The 18,229-nt window shown below is 68.0% G+C and carries 16 protein-coding genes; 4 read left to right on the top strand and 12 right to left on the bottom strand.

All coding sequences use genetic code 11. The features are described from left to right. Positions 1-585, top strand: a 585-nt coding sequence (locus tag HZU84_RS19140; protein WP_310734058.1) for a calcium-binding protein, incomplete at its 5' end; no start/stop codon positions are given. A 10-nt stretch (positions 586-595) separates the two neighbouring features. Here the strand turns inward: HZU84_RS19140 and HZU84_RS19135 are convergent. From HZU84_RS19135 to HZU84_RS19115, 5 genes are all read right to left on the bottom strand, one after another. Beyond that, positions 596-1,174 (bottom strand): superoxide dismutase family protein, encoded by a 579-nt coding sequence (locus HZU84_RS19135; protein WP_149503605.1) that lies wholly within the window; start codon positions 1,172-1,174, stop codon positions 596-598. 70 nt (positions 1,175-1,244) lie between these two features. Beyond that, entirely contained in the window at positions 1,245-3,617 is a 2,373-nt protein-coding gene (locus tag HZU84_RS19130) for a Tex family protein (protein ID WP_149503606.1), read from the bottom strand. A gap of 53 nt (positions 3,618-3,670) precedes the next feature. Next, complete coding sequence (locus HZU84_RS19125; protein WP_149503607.1) at positions 3,671-4,381, bottom strand: ABC transporter ATP-binding protein; 711 nt, start codon at positions 4,379-4,381, stop codon at positions 3,671-3,673. A gap of 1 nt (position 4,382) precedes the next feature. Continuing rightward, a complete protein-coding gene (locus HZU84_RS19120; RefSeq protein WP_149503608.1) occupies positions 4,383-5,576 on the bottom strand; it encodes an ABC transporter permease in 1,194 nt (397 codons plus the stop codon). A gap of 9 nt (positions 5,577-5,585) precedes the next feature. Then, entirely contained in the window at positions 5,586-6,635 is a 1,050-nt protein-coding gene (locus HZU84_RS19115; RefSeq protein WP_180693084.1) for an efflux RND transporter periplasmic adaptor subunit, read from the bottom strand. A gap of 278 nt (positions 6,636-6,913) precedes the next feature. Between HZU84_RS19115 and arsH the strand changes: the two genes are divergently transcribed. After that, positions 6,914-7,642, top strand: coding sequence for an arsenical resistance protein ArsH (gene arsH, locus HZU84_RS19110; RefSeq protein WP_149503610.1), 729 nt, complete (start codon positions 6,914-6,916; stop codon positions 7,640-7,642). A gap of 35 nt (positions 7,643-7,677) precedes the next feature. On the opposite strand, the gene HZU84_RS19105 is transcribed toward arsH, so the two are convergent. Next, positions 7,678-8,592, bottom strand: a complete 915-nt coding sequence (locus HZU84_RS19105) for an SDR family oxidoreductase (RefSeq protein ID WP_149503611.1) — start codon at positions 8,590-8,592, stop codon at positions 7,678-7,680. 14 nt (positions 8,593-8,606) lie between these two features. Beyond that, positions 8,607-9,635, bottom strand: a complete 1,029-nt coding sequence (locus HZU84_RS19100) for an NADP-dependent oxidoreductase (RefSeq protein ID WP_149503612.1) — start codon at positions 9,633-9,635, stop codon at positions 8,607-8,609. 62 nt (positions 9,636-9,697) lie between these two features. On the opposite strand from HZU84_RS19100, the gene HZU84_RS19095 reads away from it, so the two are divergent. Then, positions 9,698-10,306, top strand: a complete 609-nt coding sequence (locus HZU84_RS19095; RefSeq protein ID WP_149503613.1) for a Uma2 family endonuclease — start codon at positions 9,698-9,700, stop codon at positions 10,304-10,306. Here the strand turns inward: HZU84_RS19095 and HZU84_RS19090 are convergent. From HZU84_RS19090 to HZU84_RS19070, 5 genes are all read right to left on the bottom strand, one after another. Beyond that, complete coding sequence (locus HZU84_RS19090; RefSeq protein ID WP_149503614.1) at positions 10,230-10,709, bottom strand: PaaI family thioesterase; 480 nt, start codon at positions 10,707-10,709, stop codon at positions 10,230-10,232. The genes HZU84_RS19095 and HZU84_RS19090 overlap by 77 nt on opposite strands. A gap of 83 nt (positions 10,710-10,792) precedes the next feature. Next, on the bottom strand, positions 10,793-11,584 hold the full coding sequence (locus HZU84_RS19085) for an SDR family oxidoreductase (protein WP_149503615.1): 792 nt from the start codon (positions 11,582-11,584) through the stop codon (positions 10,793-10,795). A gap of 38 nt (positions 11,585-11,622) precedes the next feature. Next, the gene (locus tag HZU84_RS19080) at positions 11,623-13,434 is read right to left on the bottom strand and encodes an acyl-CoA dehydrogenase (RefSeq protein WP_149503616.1); all 1,812 of its coding nucleotides are present in this window, start codon (positions 13,432-13,434) and stop codon (positions 11,623-11,625) included. Between the two features lie 10 nt (positions 13,435-13,444). Further along, positions 13,445-14,620 (bottom strand): acetyl-CoA C-acyltransferase, encoded by a 1,176-nt coding sequence (locus HZU84_RS19075; protein WP_149503617.1) that lies wholly within the window; start codon positions 14,618-14,620, stop codon positions 13,445-13,447. Positions 14,621-14,667: 47 nt separating this feature from the next. After that, the gene (locus HZU84_RS19070) at positions 14,668-16,767 is read right to left on the bottom strand and encodes a 3-hydroxyacyl-CoA dehydrogenase NAD-binding domain-containing protein (RefSeq protein WP_149503618.1); all 2,100 of its coding nucleotides are present in this window, start codon (positions 16,765-16,767) and stop codon (positions 14,668-14,670) included. A gap of 240 nt (positions 16,768-17,007) precedes the next feature. Between HZU84_RS19070 and HZU84_RS19065 the strand changes: the two genes are divergently transcribed. Continuing rightward, entirely contained in the window at positions 17,008-18,156 is a 1,149-nt protein-coding gene (locus HZU84_RS19065) for an RNA-directed DNA polymerase (RefSeq protein ID WP_149503619.1), read from the top strand. The last annotated feature ends 73 nt before the right edge of the window (positions 18,157-18,229 follow it).

Genomic DNA, 18,229 nt, shown 5'->3' with positions numbered 1-18,229 from the left:
AGCACCACGGTGTGGAACACCACCCAGATGGTCACCGAGGCGCTGCGGGGCACCGCAGGCGCGGACAGCCTGGTCGGCACGAGCCTGAACGACATCTTCTCAGGCAGCGCTGGCAACGACACGATGGTGGGCGGTGGGGGCGATGACACCTACTACTTCGGTCGGGGTGAAGGCAAGGACATCATTGCCCAGGGCTACGACACGCGAGCGACACGAGCGGAGACACTGATCTTCAAGACCGGTGTGCTGCCGACGGACATCCAGGCCAGCCTGTCGGGCAGCAATCTGGTGCTGGCGATCAAAGGCACGACGGACTCGGTCACCATCCAGAACTTCAGCAGCAGCGCCTGGAACCCGATCCAGCAGGTCCGATTCGCCAATGGAACCACCTGGAGCCTGGCCACGCTGCGCTCGAAGGTCGGTCTGTCGACGACCGCAAGCGGTGCGTCGGCAGCAATGAGCACCCAGATCGATCAGCTGGTCAGCGCGATGGCGACGATGGCACCGGGTGGGCTCGCCGCCAGCGCGATGCCGCTGCGCCCGAGTGCCGAGGCCTCGCCCTTGCTGCTGGCGGCCTCGACCTGAGCCCCTTCGCTCAGCGCCCGCCCTGCGCGATCACGCCGCAGGCGATGCGTGCGCCCGAGTTCCCGGTCGGCTGCGTCTTGTAGTCGTCCGGACCGACATGCACGATCACGCCCTTGCCCATCAGGCTGGTCGGTCCGTCCTTCAGCGTGACGCCGCTCAGGTGGAAGGTGACATCGGCCTGGCCGTTGGCATCCGCCTTCAGGCTGGGCATGTCGCCGGCGTGGTGGTCGCCGTCCTGCGGGCCGTGCGGCTTGCCCGCGGGATTGAAGTGGCCGCCGGTGCTCATGCCGTCGCCGCTGGAGCAGTCGCCCTTCTCGTGCACATGGAAGCCGTGCTCGCCGTTCGGCTTCAGGCCGCTCACCTTGGCGTGCACCATCACATGGTCGCCGTGCTCATGGAACATCACCATGCCGCTCACGGCGTTGCCACGGGTGGCCTCGAGCTTGGCCATGGCCATCGGCCCTTTGTGCATGTCGTGCATGCCGCCGTGGTGAGCATGGCCACCGCGGCCCATCATGCCGGCGCAGCCGCCCAGAGCAAGGGCGGCTGCAGCGGTGGCGATCAGCTTGGGAAGGTGGGAAAGCGTCATTCGGAGTCTCCAGGCCGGTTGAGGATCTTTCATCCTAAGCCTTGCCCGGAGGCTGCGCATCCCCGCGCGATCAACGTCCGGACTTCAGCTTCGCGAAGGCGGCGGCCATCGCGTTCTGCGAGGCCGGCGCGGGCGCCCCCCGGCCGCCCTGCCCGCCGCGCTGCGGCTGCTCACCCCGACCGGCCGGACGGAAACGGTTGTCCGCGCCCCGCTCGGCGCCGCCGCCCTTCTGGGCCGGCGCGTCGAGCTTCATCGTCAGCGAGATGCGCTTGCGCGCCACGTCGACCTCGAGCACGCGCACCTTGACGATGTCGCCGGTGCGCACCACCTCGCGTGCGTCGCTGACGAACTTGTTCGAGAGCTGGCTGACATGCACCAGCCCGTCCTGGTGCACGCCCAGGTCGACGAAGGCGCCGAACTGCGCGACGTTGCTGACCGTGCCCTCGAGCACCATGCCCTCGGTCAGGTCCTTGATGTCCTCGACGCCGTCGTTGAAGCGCGCGACCTTGAAGTCCGGCCGCGGATCGCGCCCGGGCTTGTCCAGCTCGGCCAGAATGTCGCGCACCGTGATCGCGCCGAACTTCTCGTCGGCGAAGGCCTCGGGCTTCAGGCTTTTCAGCACATCGCTGCGGCCCATCAGCTCGCCGATCGGGCGGTTGACCGCCTTGAGCATCTTCTCGACCACCGGATAGGTCTCGGGGTGCACGCCGGTGATGTCGAGCGGGTTGTCGCCGTCGCGGATGCGCAGGAAGCCGGCGGCCTGCTCGAAGGTCTTCGGCCCCAGGCCGGCCACATCCAGCAGCTGGCGGCGGTTGCGGAAGGCGCCGTGGGCATCGCGCCAGCGCACCACGCTGGCCGCCACCGACGCGCTCAGGCCCGACACCCGCGACAAGAGCGGCGCCGACGCGGTGTTGAGATCCACGCCGACCGAGTTCACGCAGTCCTCGACCACCGCGTCGAGCGTGCGGGCCAGCTCGCCCTGGTTGACATCGTGCTGGTACTGTCCGACACCGATGCTCTTCGGGTCGATCTTGACCAGCTCGGCCAGCGGATCCTGCAGCCGCCGCGCGATCGACACCGCGCCGCGCAGGCTGACATCCAGATCGGGCAGCTCCTTCGACGCGAATTCCGACGCCGAGTAGACCGAGGCGCCGGCCTCCGACACCACCACCTTCTCGATCGCGCGCTCAGGCGCGAGCTGCTGCAGGCGCTTGATCAGGTCGCCGGCCAGGCGGTCGGTCTCGCGGCTGGCGGTGCCGTTGCCGATGGCGATCAGATTCACGCCGTGCGCGGCGCAGAGCTTCGCCAGCGTGTGCAGCGAGCCTTCCCAGTCGCGGCGCGGCTCGTGCGGGTAGACGGTCGAGGTGTCGAGCACGCGGCCGGTGTCGCTGACCACCGCGACCTTCACCCCGGTGCGGATGCCGGGGTCCAGCCCCATCACCACCCGCTTGCCGGCCGGCGCGGCCAGCAGCAGATCGCGCAGGTTCTCGCCGAAGACCTTGATCGCGGTCGCCTCGGCCGCCTCGCGCAGCCGGGTGAACAGGTCGCGCTCCAGGCTCAGACTGAGCTTGACCTTCCAGGTCCAGGCGATCGTCTTGCGGATCAGGTCGTCGCCGGGGCGCTTCGCATGACTCCAGCCCAGGTGCACCGCGATGCGCCCTTCGGCGATCGTCGGCTGGCCCGGCACGACCTCCTCGTCGACGACCAGCTTGACGTCGAGCAGGTCGAGCGTGCGGCCGCGGAACACCGCCAGCGCGCGGTGCGAGGGCACCCGGCCGATCGGCTCGTCGTAGTCGAAGTAGTCGCGGAACTTGGCGGTATCGGGATGGTTGGCGTCCTTGCCGTCGAGCAGCTTCGAGCGCAGCAGGCCCTCGCCCCACAGCCATTCGCGCAGCAGGCCGACCAGCGCGGCGTCCTCGGCCCAGCGCTCGCTCAGGATGTCGCGCACGCCGTCAAGGACAACCAGCGCGTCGGCGAAGCCTGCCTCGGCGTTGATGAAGGCGGCGGCCTCCAGCTTCGGGTCCAGCGTCGGGTCGGCGAACAGTTTGTCCGCCAGCGGCTCCAGGCCGGCCTCGCGGGCGATCATGCCCTTGGTGCGACGCTTGGGCTTGTAGGGCAGGTAGAGGTCTTCCAGCTCCTGCTTGGTCGGCGCGGCCAGCACGGCGGCGCGCAGCTCGGGCGTGAGCTTGCCCTGCTCGTCGATGCTCTTGAGGATGGCGTCGCGACGCGTCTCCAGCTCGCGCAGATAGGCGAGGCGGCTTTCCAGCTCGCGCAGCTGGACATCATCCAGGCCGCCGGTGGCCTCCTTGCGGTAGCGAGCGATGAAGGGGACGGTGGCGCCGCCGTCGAGCAGCTCGATGGCCGTCTGCACCTGGGCCGGGCGGACCTGCAGTTCCGCGGCGATCTGCTGGAGGATCTTCTGGGCGTGGGGAGCGTGTTCCAAACCGGTAAAAGGGCAGTTGGAGAGGCGGCGGAGTTTGCCACATGCCCTCCGCCTCAGCCGGGCTCCGCCCCCTCTGCACTGCGCTCCACCTGCGTCAGCCGCCCGTCGTCGAGGTGGTAGACCGTGTCGAAGCCCGCGATCATCCGGTGGTCGTGGGTGACGGCGATCACGGCCGAGCGCCGCTCGCGGGCGATCTTGCGCAGCATCGCCATCACCTTGGTGCCGCGCTCGGTGTCGAGGGCCGCGGTCGGCTCGTCCGCCAGGATCAGCGCCGGCTCGTTGGCCAGCGCCCGCCCGATCGCCACGCGCTGCTGCTCGCCACCCGACATCTGCGCCGGCAGCGAATCGGCCCTGTGCGCGATCTCCAGGTAGCCGAGCACCTCCATCGCCCGCCGGTTCGACTCGCGCCGGCCCACCCCGTTGAGCTGCAGCATCAGCGCGACGTTTTCCAGGGCGGTCAGGAAGGGAATGAGGTTGTGCTGCTGGAAGATGAACCCGATCTTCTGCCGGCGGAAGGCCCGCACGTCGATGCCGGTCGGACCATCGTCGAACAGCACCTGGCCATCGATGGCGATGCGGCCGGTGGTGGGCGGCTGGATCAGGCTGATCGCCAGCAGCAGCGTGCTCTTGCCCGAACCACTGGGCCCGAGCAGCGCGACCAGCTCGCCCGCCTCGATCGACAGGCTGGTCGGCTTGAGCGCCTGCACCGCCAGCTCGCCGTGACCGAAGGTCTGCGACACGTTCTGGATCTCGACGACAGCCATCTCAGCCTCCCAGGGCCAGTTGGGCCGGGGTGCGCAGCGCATGCCACACGGCCATCAGGCTGGCCAGCACGCCGCCAAGCAGCATCACCGCGAAGGTGATCGCCGTCTCCTGCCCGACAAAGGCCAGCGTGCGAGGAAACCCCGGTGCGATCAGGTCGCGCAGCAGGTAGGCCAGCGCGAAGCTCGCCAGCGTCAGCAGCATCGACTGCGTCATGATCAGCCGCACGATCAGGCCGTTCGGCGCGCCGATCAGCTTGAGCGTGGCGATCGACTTGATCTTCTCGATCGTCAGCACATAGACGATGAGCGCGATGATGACGATCGACACCAGGATCAGCAGCGTGCGGAACAGGCCCAGCACCGCCGACATCTTGCTCAGCTTGCCGTCCAGCATCAGGGTGCGCTCTTCGTCGGTGGTGTAGACGTTCAGATACAGCCAGTCGCGGATGTGGCGGGCCACCGCCTCGCCATCCGCGCCGGGCGCCAGCGTCACCAGCACCGCGTTGATGCTGCTGGTGCCGGAGGACAGCAGCGGCAGCAGCCGGCTGGCCTGCTCGCCGCTGTAGCCCGCGCGCTCCAGCCGCTGCAGGCTGGCGGCCCGGCTGGCGTCGATGGCCCGCTGGTCCTGCTCGAATTGCACCTTCTGCGCGTCGGCCAGCGCCATGTAGATCAGCGGACTGCCGCCGGAATCGACCGCGCCGCGCGTGACGCCAACCACCGTGTAGTCGTCGGTCCCGAGCGGCACACGGTCGCCGATCTGCAAACCGAGCTTGCGGTCCACGACCATCTCGTAATGCGGCGCGGTGATGTTCCGTCCTTGCACCAGCCCGTTCGGCCCCCCGGCACCGCTGACGATGTCGTAGCCGACCAGGGTGAACTGCTGGTCACGGCCGCGGATCTCCCGCTGCGCCGAGTACAGCACCAGCGGGCTGGCACGCGCCACGCCCGGCGTGGCCGCGACGCTCTTGTAGCTGTCCAGCGGAATGCGCGAGGCTTCGTTGAACGGGCCGCCACGGCCGCGCTCCACGACCCACAGGTCGGTGGCAGTGTTGTCGATGAGCCAGACGCCGTCCCGGATATTGCCCTGGTAGATGCCGTTCATCACCAGCACGATCGCCAGCAGCATCGCCACGCCCACGATGGTGGCGAGGAACTTGCCGAGGTGGCGGCGGATGTCCTTGAGTGCGAGTTCCATGGCCCGGCCTCAGCGCGCCGGTGCGGTGGCTGCGCGCACCCGCTGGTTCGCGCTCAGCCCGGCGGCCACGGCCGCCACGGTGTCGCCTTCGGCCAGGCCCTTGCGGACCAGCACCTGCTGCGCATCGGCACCGCCCGTCTCCACCGGCTGGAAGCGGGTGCGTCCGTCCGCGATGACCAGCACGCCCTGCCGCCCGGTCTTGTCGCGGGTCAGCGCGGCCAGCGGTACCAGCAGACCGCGGTCCTCGCCCACATCGATGCGGACTTCGGCCTCCTGGTCGATGGCGAAGCGCTCAGGCACGCTGTCGAAGGCGACATGCACCTCCAGCTCCCGCGTGGCCGCGTCGGACTGCCGGGCGATGCGCGCCACCTTGCCGGGCAGCACCTCGCCGCTGCGCAGCCGGATGCTGGCCACCTGTCCGGGCCGCACCCGGCCGACCACCGCCTCGTCCACCCGGGTGGCGACCCACAGCGAGCGCGGGTCCACCAGCTTGAACAGCGGCGTGCCGGGCGCCGTGGTGCTGCCGACCTCGGCCATGCGCTGGACGACCACCGCCTGCATCGGCGCCGCGATGCGGGTGTTCGAGAGCACCGCGTCCGAATAGCGCGCTTCCTGCGACAGCGTGCGCGCATCGGCCTCGCGGGCGGCCAGCGTGGCGCGGGCGATGTCCACCCCGGCCGCCGCGCTGCCCAGCGCCGCGTTCGAGGCGTCCAGCACCGCGACCGAGACGTAGCCCTGGGCGAGCAGCTCGGCATCGCGGCGTTGCTTGCTGCGGGCCAGCTCGAGATCGGCCTGCGCCTTGGCGAGTGCGGCCCGGGCACCTTCGGTGTTGCGCTGCAGCGCCTCCTGCTGGCCGGTGACGACACCGCGCCGGGCATTCAGGTCACGGTCGTCCAGTCGGACCAGCAATTGTCCGGGCTGCACGGTGTCACCGACATCGGCCAGCACCTCGACCACCGTCGAGCCCACCCGGGCACTGACCGTGACCGGAACGCGCGCCTGCACGGTGCCCGGCCCGACCACCCTGGCCGCCACGGCGCCCTGGGCGGCAACAGACACCGGAATCTCGACCGCTCGGCCGAAACGCCAATACGCGGCGCCACCGACGCCGAGGAGCAACGCCGCCACCAAGGCAGCAAGGAGATATCGTCTGGCAAGGCGCATGGTCTGACGGATCCTCAGTCTTGTTATACCCATTATGGTATGTAGTGTCCGCCATTAGACTGCTTTCCCACCCCGTGTCCCGCACGGGACATCCGCTCGCCCCAACAATTCGCCCTCCCAATCACCCACCGATTGACGAATGTCAATCGAGCTCATGACAAAGCGCCGACGCCATGGACCCTTCCAGCGATCCCCACGACCTTCCCAACCTTGATCCCGCGCTGTTCGACCGCCCGACCGGTGCACGTTTCGAGCGCGCAGGACGTTCCACCCACCCACCGCGCTTCCTGCTGCTGTACGGCTCGCTGCGCGAACGCTCGTTCAGCAAGCTGCTGACGCTGGAAGCTGCCCGTCTGCTGCAGGCCATGGGCGCGGAAACCCGCGTCTTCGATCCGACCGGCCTGCCCCTGCCGGACGGCGCGCCCGACACCCACCCCAAAGTGGCCGAGCTGCGCGAAGCCGCCGCCTGGGCCGAGGGCATGGTCTGGACCTCGCCGGAGCGTCACGGCGCCATGACCGGCATCCTGAAGGCCCAGATCGACTGGATTCCGCTGTCGGTCGGCGCCGTGCGCCCGACGCAGGGCAAGACGCTCGCGGTGATGCAGGTATCGGGCGGCTCGCAGTCCTTCAACGCGGTCAACCAGATGCGCGTCCTGGGCCGCTGGATGCGCATGATCACGATTCCCAACCAGTCCTCGGTCGCCAAGGCCTTCATGGAGTTCGACGACGCCGGGCGCATGAAGCCCTCGGCCTACTACGAGCGGGTCGTCGACGTGATGGAGGAGCTGATGAAGTTCACGCTGCTGACCCGCGATGTGGCGCCCTACCTGGTCGACCGCTACAGCGAGCGGCGCGAGAGCGCGGCAGAGCTGTCGAAGCGGGTGAACCAGCGCGCGCTCTGACGCCGCCAGCATGCCAATCCGCGTCGTGACCGTGCTCACCCGCCGCGCAGCGCGGCCCGCAGCTTGTCACCCAGATCCGGCCGGTCCTTGAACGGATCGGTCGGGTTGCGCCCCTGCAGCACATCCTCCAGCCGCGTGCCGACCAGCCCGATCGCCTGCGGATGGCTGTAGATGTAGAACTGCCCGGCCAGCACCGCGTCCACCACCTTCTGCGCCACCTCGGCCGCGCTGACCTTGCCGCTGGTCACCGCCTTGTCGCCCATCGCCTTGCCGATCAGCTGGCTCTGTGTCGGCGGTGCGGCGGGCAGGTCGGCGGGCCGGTTGCGGTCGCTCTGGTGGATGCCCGTCGGCACGAAGTACGGACACAGCACGCTGGCGCCGACCTGCGAGGTGACGAGTGACAAGTCCTGGTACAGCGTCTCCGACAGGCTCACCACCGCGTGCTTGGTCACGTTGTAGACGCCCATGTTCGGCGCGTTCAGCAGCCCGGCCATCGACGCGGTGTTGACGATGTGGCCTTCCCAGTCCGGGTCCGCCTTGGCTGCAGCCAGCATCATCGGCGTGAACACGCGCACGCCATGCGCCACGCCCATCAGGTTCACGCCGATGACCCATTCCCAGTCCGCCAGCGTGTGTTCCCAGATGAGCCCGCCCGCGCCAACCCCCGCGTTGTTGAACACCAGATGCGGCGCGCCGAAGCGTGCGAGCGTGGCAGCGCCGAGCGCCTCGACCTGATCGGCCTTGGACACATCGAGCCGATACGCCAGTACCTCGGCGCCGTTGGGCTGTCCGAGTGCGGCGACCTCGGCCGCGGCGCGGTCGAGCGCGTCCTGCTGCACGTCGGCCATGACGATCTTCATGCCCTGCCCCGCGCACAGGCGAGCCAGCTCCAGCCCGAAGCCGGAGGCCGCGCCGGTCAGCACGGCGGTCCTTCCCTGCAAGGTCTTCATGACAGGCCTCCCGCTCAGACCAGCTTCACCAGCTGCTTGCCGAAGTTGCGTCCCTTGAGCAGGCCGATGAAGGCCTCGGGCGCGTGCTCCAGCCCCTGGGCGATGCTCTCGCGGTATTTCAGCCTGCCGGTGGCGACGCCCGCGCCCAGTTCCCTGAGCGCCTCCGGCCAGACCGCCATGTGCTCGCTGACGATGAAGCCCTCGATCTTCATGCGGTTCACCAGGATCAGCGCCGGATTGGCCATCGGCAGCGGCTGGCCGTCGTAGCCGGCGATCATTCCGCACATCGCCACCCGGCTGAAGGCATTGGCACGCAGCATCACCGCGTCCAGGATCAGGCCGCCGACATTCTCGAAATGGCCGTCGATGCCCGCCGGGCAGGCCGCCTTCAGCGCCGCCGACATCGACTTCAGGTCCGGATGCCGGCGATAGTCGATGCAGGCGTCGAAGCCGAGCTCGTCGACCACATGGGCGCATTTTTCCGCCCCGCCGGCCAGGCCGACCACGCGGCAGCCGCGCGCCTTGGCCAGCTGGCCCACCGCCGAGCCGACCGCGCCGCTGGCGGCCGACACGGTGATCGTCTGCCCGGGCTGCGGGTCGATGATCTTGACCAGCCCGTACCAGGCCGTGACCCCCGGCATGCCGACCGCGCCCAGGTAGGCCGACAGCGGCACCTGGCGGGTGTCGACCTTCTGCAGCACGCCGCGCTGCGTGGCGTCGACCAGCGCGTGTTCCTGCCAGCCGCCCATGCCCACGACCGCGTCGCCGACGGCGAAATGCGGATTGCGCGACGCGATCACCTCGCCGGCGGTGCCGCCGATCATCACCTCGTCCAGCGGCTGCGGCTGCGCGTAGCTGCGGCTGTCGTTCATGCGGCCGCGCATGTAGGGGTCGAGGCTCAGGAAATGGTGGCGCACCAGCACCTGGCCGTCGGCCAGCTCGTCGGGGCCGGGCAGCGCCGTCTCGACCAGGCGGAAGTTGTCGACGCCGGCCTCGCCCTGCGGGCGCGAGGCGAGCACGATCTGGCGGTTCATCAAGGGCATGGGAGACTGCCTTTCTGCAGCGGGAGGGCCGGCCGATAATGGCCGGGTCGAAGGAGAGCCTGATGGGATACGCAGCGCGCCAGCCGGTCATGACCGGCGACGAATACCTGGTCTGGGAGGCCGGGCAGACCGACCGTCACGAACTCGTCGACGGCGAGGTCTACGCGATGGCCGGCGCCGAGGCCGGACATGTCACGACGGCAGGCAACCTCTACATGGCCTTGCGCCAGCACCTGCGCGGCACGCCCTGCATGACCTTCATCAGCGACATGAAGCTGCATGTCGCGGCGCGCGACAGCTATTTCTATCCGGACGTGTTCGTCACCTGCGCCGAGGCCGATCGCGCCAGCCGGCTCGTCATGCGCGAGCCGGTGCTGGTCATCGAGGTGCTGTCGCCGGGCACCGCCGCCTTCGACCGCGGCGACAAGTTCGCCCACTACCGCCAGATCGCGTCGCTGCAGGAGATCGCGCTGGTCGACATCGGCAGCCGGCGCTGCGACGTCTACCGCCGGCACGGCGAGGGCGAAGGCCTGTGGCTGCTGCATCCGTTCGAGTCGGGCGAGGGGGTGACGTTCGCGAGCGTGGACCTGCGGCTCAGCGCAGCCGATCTGTTCGCGGATGTGGATCCTGAGCCTGCGCCTCGTCCTCGCCCGGCCGGTTCAGCGCCTTGATCGCCCGCCCGCCGTGGCCGGCAGGCAGGCGCTTGACGTACTTGAAGGTGCCGGTGGCGTGCGCGCACAGCTCGCCGTGGCCGCCGTAGACGTGGCCTTCGGTGAAGGCCATCGTCGCGGAGCGGTGCAGCAGCCGGCCGACCGCGCGCAGCCGGCCTTCGCCGGGGCGGAAGAAGCTGGTCTTCATCTCGATCGTCACCGCGCCGCTGTCGGGCACGACACTGCGCGCGGCGTGCGCCATGACCACGTCGAGCAGCGTCATCGAGACGCCGCCGTGCGCGACCATGAAGGAGTTCAGCAGCTCCGGGCGCAGCTCGAGGTGGATCTCGGCCTGGCCGTCGGCGAAGCGGACCAGCTCGAAGCCGAGGTGGTCGACGAAGGGGATGGGGACGGGGAATTGCATCGGGGCGGGCGGGTGGATTCCCGCTTTCGCGGGAATGACGGAGGATGAGGCACGGGCGGTGCCCGTCACGCACCGGACGGGAATCAGCCGCCGTGGACGGCGCTGACGCCGCCGTCGACCGCCAGGATCTGGCCGGTGATGTGCTTGCCGGCCGCGCTGGCGAACAGGACGGCGGCGCCCTTGAGGTCGTCATCATCGCCGAGGCGGCGCAGCGGCGCCTTCTCGGCCAGCGCGTCCTCGCCCAGGCGCGCCAGCGTGCCGCGCGTCATCCGGCTCGGGAAGAAGCCCGGCGCCAGCGCGTTGACCGTGATGCCGTGGCGGCCCCACTCGCCGGCCAGCGCGCGGGTGAAGTTGATCACCGCGCCCTTGCTGGTGTTGTAGGCCAGCGTGGTCATCGCCGGGCCGTTGCCCGACAGGCCGGCGATCGACGCGACATTGACGATGCGGCCCGCGCCGCGCGGGATCATGCAGCGCTTGCCCACCGCCTGGCTGATCAGGAAGACCGCGCGCACGTTCAGGTCCATCACCTTGTCCCAGGCCTCGAGCGGATGGTCCTCGGCCGGCGCGCCCCAGGTGGCGCCGGCGTTGTTGATCAGGATGTCGATGTCGCCCAGGCGCTCGCAGGTCTCGTCGACGATCCGCGCGACGCCCTCGGGCGTGCTGGCGTCGGCGGCGACCCAGCGCGCGTCGATGCCGCGGGCCTGCAGCTGCGCGCAGGCGCTCTCCAGCTCGTCGGCCTTGCGCGCGGTCAGCATGAGCCTGGCGCCGGCGTCGCCGAGCGCCTCGGCGATCTGCAGGCCCAGGCCGCGCGAGCCGCCGGTGACCAGCGCGATGCGGCCCGTCAGGTCGAAGAGCTGATTGATCGGTGTTCCCATGCGGACTCCATCAGGATCGGTGAGGATCGGTGTCAGGGTCAGAACCAGGCGTCCTGCATCGACAGGCAGGTGTCGTCACGGTCGCGGACCACCGCGAGCCAGGCGTCGATGCGCGGCAGCTCGTGGCGGAAGAAGAAGCGGCAGGCGGCGTGGCGCCCCTGCCCCGCGGCGCTATCGCGGTCGCTGGCCAGCGCCACGTCCAGCCACATCCACGCGATCACCACATGGCCGAAGGCCTGCAGGTAGGGCACCGCGTTGGCCAGCGCCTCCTCCGGCACGCCGGTGGCCCAGGCCGCCTTGGTCGCCGCGCCGAGCTGCTGCAGCGCCTGCGCCAGCCGCGACGCGAAGGGCTGCAGCAGCGCATCGGGCAAGGCCCGCTCGATCGTCGCGTTGACCGCACGCGCCAGCGTCATCAGCCCGGCGCCGCCGTCCATCGTCACCTTGCGGCCGAGCAGGTCCAGCGCCTGGATGCCGTGCGTGCCCTCGTGGATCATGTTCAGGCGGTTGTCGCGCCAGTGCTGCTCGACGGGATAGTCGCGGGTGTAGCCGTAGCCGCCGTGCACCTGGATCGCCAGGCTGTTGGCCTCCAAGCACCACTCGCTCGGCCAGCTCTTGGCGATCGGCGTGAGCATCTCCAGCAGCAGCGCGGCGTCCTTCGCGGCCTGCGCGTCGCCGGTGTGCTGCTCGTCGACCAGGCGGGCGCAGTACAGCGCCAGGGCCAGGCCGCCCTCGACATAGCTCTTCTGCGCCAACAGCATGCGGCGCACGTCGGCGTGGCGGATGATCGGCACCTGCGGCTGGCGGGCGTCCTTGCCGGCCGGGCCGATCGGGCGGCCCTGCGGGCGGCCGCGCGCGTAGTCGAGGCTGGCCTCGTAGCCGGCCGCGCCCAGCATCACCGCGCCGAGGCCGACCGCGATGCGCGCCTCGTTCATCATGTGGAACATGCCTTTCAGGCCCTCGCCGGGCGCGCCGACGCGGTAGCCGATCGCGCCTGAGGCGCCGCGCACCGGGTATCGGCCCTCGCCGAAGTTCAGCAGCGTGTTCGGAATGCCGCGGTAGCCGAGCTTGTGGTTCAGGCCGGCCAGCGCCACGTCGTTGCGCTCGCCGGTCAGCGCGCCCTCCTCGTCCACCAGCCACTTCGGCACGATGAACAGCGAGATGCCGCGCACGCCCGGCACCAGCCGGCCGTCCGGGCCGGGAATCTTCGCCAGCACCAGATGGATGATGTTCTCGGCCAGCTCGTGATCGCCGTTGCTGATCCACATCTTGTGGCCGCGCAGGCGGTAGCGGGGGCCGAGCGGGTCGCCGTCGGCGCCCTCGCCGTCCGGCTCGGCGCGGGTGGCGATGTCGGAGAGGCTGGAGCCGGCCTGCGGCTCGCTCAGGCACATCGTGCCGAAGAAGCGGCCGGCGAATTCCTGGTGCGCGAAGACGCGCTGCTGCGTCGGCGTGCCGTGCGCCATCAGCAGGTTCGCGTTGCCGGAGGTCAGCATGTGCCCGCCCAGGCCGACGCCCGCCTTGGCGAAGAAGCTGTTGGCGGCCATCTCGACGACGCAGGGCAGCTGCATGCCGCCCAGCGCGGCGTCCTGCGCAGCGGCCAGCATGCCGGACTCGACATAGGCGCGGCTGGCCGCGTGCGTCGAGGCGGGCAGGATGACCTTCTCGCCGTCGAAGCGCGGCTCCTCCAGGTCGGCGGTGCGGTTGGCCGGCGCGAACTTCTCGCGGGCGATGCGCTCGCAGGTGTCGAGCACCGCGGCGAAGGTCTCGCGGCTGTGGTCGGCGAAGCGGGCGCGCGCGGTCAGCGATTCGACGCGCAGCCAGTCGTGGAGCAGGAAGTCGAGGGTGGCGCGCATGGGGCGAACCTCAGAGCACCTCGAACACGCCCGCCGCGCCCATGCCGCCGCCGATGCACATCGTCACGCAGACATACTTGGCGGCGCGGCGTCGGCCCTCGATCAGCGCGTGGCCGACCAGGCGCTGGCCGCTCATGCCGTAGGGGTGGCCGAGCGCGATGGCGCCGCCGTTGACATTGAGCCGCTCCATCGGGATGCCGAGCCGGTCGGCGCAGTACAGCACCTGCACCGCGAAGGCCTCGTTCAGCTCCCAGAGGTCGATGTCGTCGACCGTGAGCCCCAGGCGCGCGAGCACCTTCGGCACCGCGAACACCGGCCCGATGCCCATCTCGTCGGGCTCGCAGCCGGCGACCGCGAAGCCGAGAAAGCGCCCCAGCGGCTTGAGGCCATGGCGCTCGGCGTAGCGCTCGTCCACCACCACGCAGGCGCCGGCGCCGTCGCTGAACTGGCTGGCGTTGCCGGCCGAGACCACGCCGCCGGGCTGCGCGGTGCGGATCGAGGCCACCGCCTCGACCGTCGTGCCCTCGCGCAGGCCCTCGTCGACGCTGACGGTGAGCTGCTGCGTGCGCAGGCCCAGCACCTTGTCGGCCACGCCGGCGGTCACGGTGATCGGCGCGATCTCCTCGGCGAAGCGCCCGGCCGCCTGCGCCGCGCAGGCCTTCTGCTGACTCTCGGCGCCGAACGCGTCCATGCGCTCCTTCGGGATGCCGTAGCGCTTCGCGACGTTCTCGGCGGTCTGCAGCATCGGCCAGTAGATCTCCGGCTTGTGCTGCTTCAGCCAGGCGTCGACGAACATGTGCTGGTTCATCTCCTGCTGCACGCAGGAAATGCTCTCGACGCCGCCGGCGACCTGCACCTCGCCCTCGCCGGCGATGATGCGCTGCGCGGCCAGCGCGATCGTCTGCAGGCCGCTGGAGCAGAAGCGGTTGACCGTCAGGCCCGAGACGCTCACCGGCAGGCCGGCGCGCAGCACGATCTGGCGGGCGATGTTCCAGCCGGTGGCGCCCTCGGGGTTGGCGCAGCCCATCAGCACGTCCTCGACCGCGCCGGGCTCGATGCCGGCGCGGCGCACGGCCTCGGCCACGACATGGCCGCCGAGCGTGGCGCCGTGGGTCATGTTGAAGGATCCCTTCCAGCTCTTGGCCAGCGGGGTGCGCGCAGTGGAAACGATGACAGCGGTGGTCATGGGGCGAACTCCGTCGTGTTCTGGATCAGACCGATCGAGCCGGCCGCTCAGGCGGGGTTGAAGGTCTTGCCTTCGGCGACCAGGCGCGCCAGCAGCGGCGCCGGCTGCCAGAACGCCGCGTCGTCATGCGGGTTGCGGGCGAAGCGTTTCATGTCCTCGACGACGTTGAACAGGCCCTGCGTGTCGGCGTAGCACATCGGGCCGCCGCGGTGCAGCGGGAAGCCGTAGCCGGTCAGGTAGACCATGTCGATGTCGCTGGCCTTGGCCGCGATGCCTTCCTCGAGCAGCCGCGCCGCCTCGTTGACCAGCGAATACACCAGCCGGTGCACGATCTCCTCGTCGCTGATCCGGCGCGGCGTGATGCCGAGCGCGGCGCGGTGGTCGGCGATCATCTGCTCGACCACCGGGCTCGGGATGGCGTCGCGCTTGCCGGCCTGGTAGTCATGCCAGCCCGCGCCGGTCTTCTGGCCGAAGCGGCCCATCTCGCACAGCAGGTCGGCGGTGCGGCTGTAGCGCAGGTCCGGCTTCTCGAGATAGCGGCGCTTGCGGATGTACCAGCCGATGTCGTTGCCGGCCAGGTCGCCCATGCGGAACGGGCCCATCGCGAAGCCGAACTTCTCGATCGCGCGGTCGACCTGGGTCGGCGTGCAGCCCTCTTCCAGCAGGAAGCCGGCCTGGCGGCTGTACTGCTCGATCATGCGGTTGCCGATGAAGCCGTCGCACACGCCGGAGACGACGCAGGTCTTCCGGATCTTCCTGCCCAGCGCCATCACGGTGGCCAGCACATCCCTGGCCGTCTCGGCGCCGCGCACGACTTCCAGCAGCTTCATCACGTTGGCGGGGCTGAAGAAATGCGTGCCGATCACGTCCTGCGAGCGCCGGGTGAAGGAGGCGATGCGGTTCACGTCCAGCGTCGAGGTGTTGGTCGCCAGGATCGCGCCGGGCTTCATCACCGCGTCGAGCTGCTCGAAGACCGCCTGCTTCACGGCCATGTCCTCGAAGACCGCCTCGATCGCCATGTCGGCATCGCCGATGTCGGCATAGCTCAGCGTGGTCGACAGCAGCGCCATGCGCTGCTCGTACTTGTCCTGTTTCAGCTTGCCCTTCCTGACCTGGGCCTCGTAGTTCCTGCGGATGGTGGCCACGCCGCGCTCGAGCGCCTCCTGCTTCATCTCCAGCATCACCACCGGGATGCCGGCGTTCAGGAAGTTCATCGCGATGCCGCCGCCCATCGTGCCGGCGCCGATGACCGCGACCCGGTCGACCGGGCGCAGCGGGGTGTCCTCGGGCACGTCGGCGATCTTGCTGGCGGCGCGCTCGGCGAAGAAGGCATGGCGCAGCGCCTTGCACTCGGGCGTCCACATCAGGCCCAGGAAGGCCTCGCGCTCGAAGCGCATGCCCTCGTCGAAGGAGGCCTTGACCGACTTCTCGACGCAGTCGACGCACTTGACCGGCGCCGGAAAGTGCCGCGCCATCGCCCGCGCGGTGTTGCGCGCGAACTGGAAGTAGGCGTCGGCCTCCGGGTGGGCGGCCTTCAGGTCGCGCACCCGCGGCAGCGGGCGCACGTCGGCGATCTCCTCGGCGAAGGCCACCGCGCCGGCGATCAGCTCGCCCTCGATCAGGCGGTCGATCAGGCGCTGGCCCGGCACCTGCGCGAGCTGCTCGCTCCTGACCGGCTCGCCCGAGACGATCATGTTCAGCGCCGTCTCGACGCCGAGCGCGCGCGGCAGCCGCTGCGTGCCGCCGGCGCCCGGCACCAGGCCGATCTTGACCTCCGGCAGCGCGATGCTGGCGCCCGGCGCGGCCACGCGGTAGTGGCAGCCCAGCGACAGCTCCAGGCCGCCGCCCATGCAGGTGCCGTGGATCGCGGCCACCACCGGCTTGGTCGCACGCTCGACCAGCAGGATCAGGCTGAGCAGATTGGGCTCGGCCACCGCCTTGGGCGAGCCGAACTCCTTGATGTCGGCGCCGCCCGAGAACACCCGGCCGGCGCCGGCGATGACCATCGCGGCGATCTGCGGATCGGCCTCGGCGGCGTGCACCTGCGCGGCCAGCGCGCGGCGGGTCTCCAGGCCCAGGCCGTTGACCGGCGGGTTGTCGAGCGTGATGACGGCAACGCGGCCGTGGCGTGCGAGGGAGGCGGTCATGGAAGAAGTCTCCAGTCCAGAGGCGAGGCTGAGCGCAAGGGCTGAGGGCCAGTCTAGGAGGCCCGATCCCGCACTTCGTGTCCGATTCGGGACAATCCGAGGGAATGCCCGGGATGGGCTGGCTGGTGTTGGATCAAGACGGTCGGACGCGGACATTGGTGTCGTGAATTTTTCACAGGCAAAAAGAAGTGAAAAAATTATGCTCTCTGATGACCCATTTAAACCAAGGGCACCAAACATATGACCAATATTGGACTTGAGCTGGAAGATATAAATTTCGAAGAGATCATCAAAGCAATAAATACATTGAATGCGGATGATGTATTCAATGGACTGCTTGATCATGGATTATTTCCGGAAAAAATACCCCCGTGCTTCAATACAAAAGGCCTAGCCAATTTTTTGAAATCCAGAAAACAATGCGAACTTGATTTTTCCAATGAAGTCAAACTAAACAGGTCAACCAAAAAATCACATGACTATATGCGCTACGACTCACTTCGCGACACAAATATCCCAAGACACATGGGAATACCTCATCCAGAAGCGCACGCCCTGCAAGTCAATGCAATAAAATATTGCTGGCCAGAAATATATTCGATTTATGAGAAGCCAGTAAAAAAATTTAGCAGAATATACCCGAGAAAAAGCAAAAGTGGCAAAATATTTGAAATGAGCTACAGGGGGGATGATAGAGAATTTCTTGAAGAGCAAGAAATAGAGTGGATGATTGGGGCCCAATACGTAGCAAAAGCCGACATAGCATCATGCTTTCACAGTATTTACACTCATTCTATTGCATGGGCAATACACGGGAAAGAAACCTCAAAATCATCAAATAAAATAATTAGTCCCGATGGAAGCATATCGCACGGAAATATGCTGGATAAATTTACACAAAACACAAAAGATCGACAAACAAATGGCATACTGATAGGGCCACACACATCAAGCGTAATATCCGAGATAATTCTATCCGCAATCGACGATTTGCTTCAAAGCAAGGGATACGCCAAAGTTACTAGACACATAGATGACTACGCCTTTTATGCATCAAATTACGCCGAGGCCGAGCAATTCTTAAAAGACTTGGCCTCTACTCTTCGAAAGTACGATTTATCTCTAAACGAGAGAAAAACAAAAATACTTTCACTACCTAGGCCAAGCGTTGAAAACTGGACTCGCCGCCTAAATGGATTTGTTTTCCAAAGAAATAATTTAAACCAAATTGAATTTTCTTCGATTAGAACATTTCTTGATTTGGCCCTGGAGTGTTCCCTGACAATAGAAAAATCAACGCCTCTAAATTATGCAATAAAGATTTTAGGAGGCAATGAGGGCTCTGTTGCACAAAGCGAGCGTCCGAGCGCTCGTAGACTGACGCGGTGAGCGAAGCCAAGAAGAAGCGGACGAAGTACCGCACGACGAACTGGAAGGCCTACAACGCGGCGCTGAAGGCGCG

The organism is Sphaerotilus sulfidivorans, assembly GCF_013426975.1.
In the GTDB taxonomy this organism is placed as follows: Bacteria; Pseudomonadota; Gammaproteobacteria; order Burkholderiales; family Burkholderiaceae_C; genus Sphaerotilus; species Sphaerotilus sulfidivorans.
The sequence above is the reverse complement of the archived record's forward strand: the minus strand, read 5'-3'. Positions and strand labels throughout refer to the sequence as shown.

Coding starts and splice junctions, on each gene's coding strand:
- HZU84_RS19135 (WP_149503605.1), bottom strand. CDS start 1,174: ATGACGCTTTCCCACCTTCCCAAGCTGATCGCCACCGCTGCAGCCGCC.
- HZU84_RS19125 (WP_149503607.1), bottom strand. CDS start 4,381: ATGGCTGTCGTCGAGATCCAGAACGTGTCGCAGACCTTCGGTCACGGC.
- HZU84_RS19120 (WP_149503608.1), bottom strand. CDS start 5,576: ATGGAACTCGCACTCAAGGACATCCGCCGCCACCTCGGCAAGTTCCTC.
- arsH (WP_149503610.1), top strand. CDS start 6,914: ATGGACCCTTCCAGCGATCCCCACGACCTTCCCAACCTTGATCCCGCG.
- HZU84_RS19105 (WP_149503611.1), bottom strand. CDS start 8,592: ATGAAGACCTTGCAGGGAAGGACCGCCGTGCTGACCGGCGCGGCCTCC.
- HZU84_RS19100 (WP_149503612.1), bottom strand. CDS start 9,635: ATGCCCTTGATGAACCGCCAGATCGTGCTCGCCTCGCGCCCGCAGGGC.
- HZU84_RS19095 (WP_149503613.1), top strand. CDS start 9,698: ATGGGATACGCAGCGCGCCAGCCGGTCATGACCGGCGACGAATACCTG.
- HZU84_RS19090 (WP_149503614.1), bottom strand. CDS start 10,709: ATGCAATTCCCCGTCCCCATCCCCTTCGTCGACCACCTCGGCTTCGAG.
- HZU84_RS19085 (WP_149503615.1), bottom strand. CDS start 11,584: ATGGGAACACCGATCAATCAGCTCTTCGACCTGACGGGCCGCATCGCG.
- HZU84_RS19080 (WP_149503616.1), bottom strand. CDS start 13,434: ATGCGCGCCACCCTCGACTTCCTGCTCCACGACTGGCTGCGCGTCGAA.
- HZU84_RS19075 (WP_149503617.1), bottom strand. CDS start 14,620: ATGACCACCGCTGTCATCGTTTCCACTGCGCGCACCCCGCTGGCCAAG.
- HZU84_RS19070 (WP_149503618.1), bottom strand. CDS start 16,767: ATGACCGCCTCCCTCGCACGCCACGGCCGCGTTGCCGTCATCACGCTC.
- HZU84_RS19065 (WP_149503619.1), top strand. CDS start 17,008: ATGACCAATATTGGACTTGAGCTGGAAGATATAAATTTCGAAGAGATC.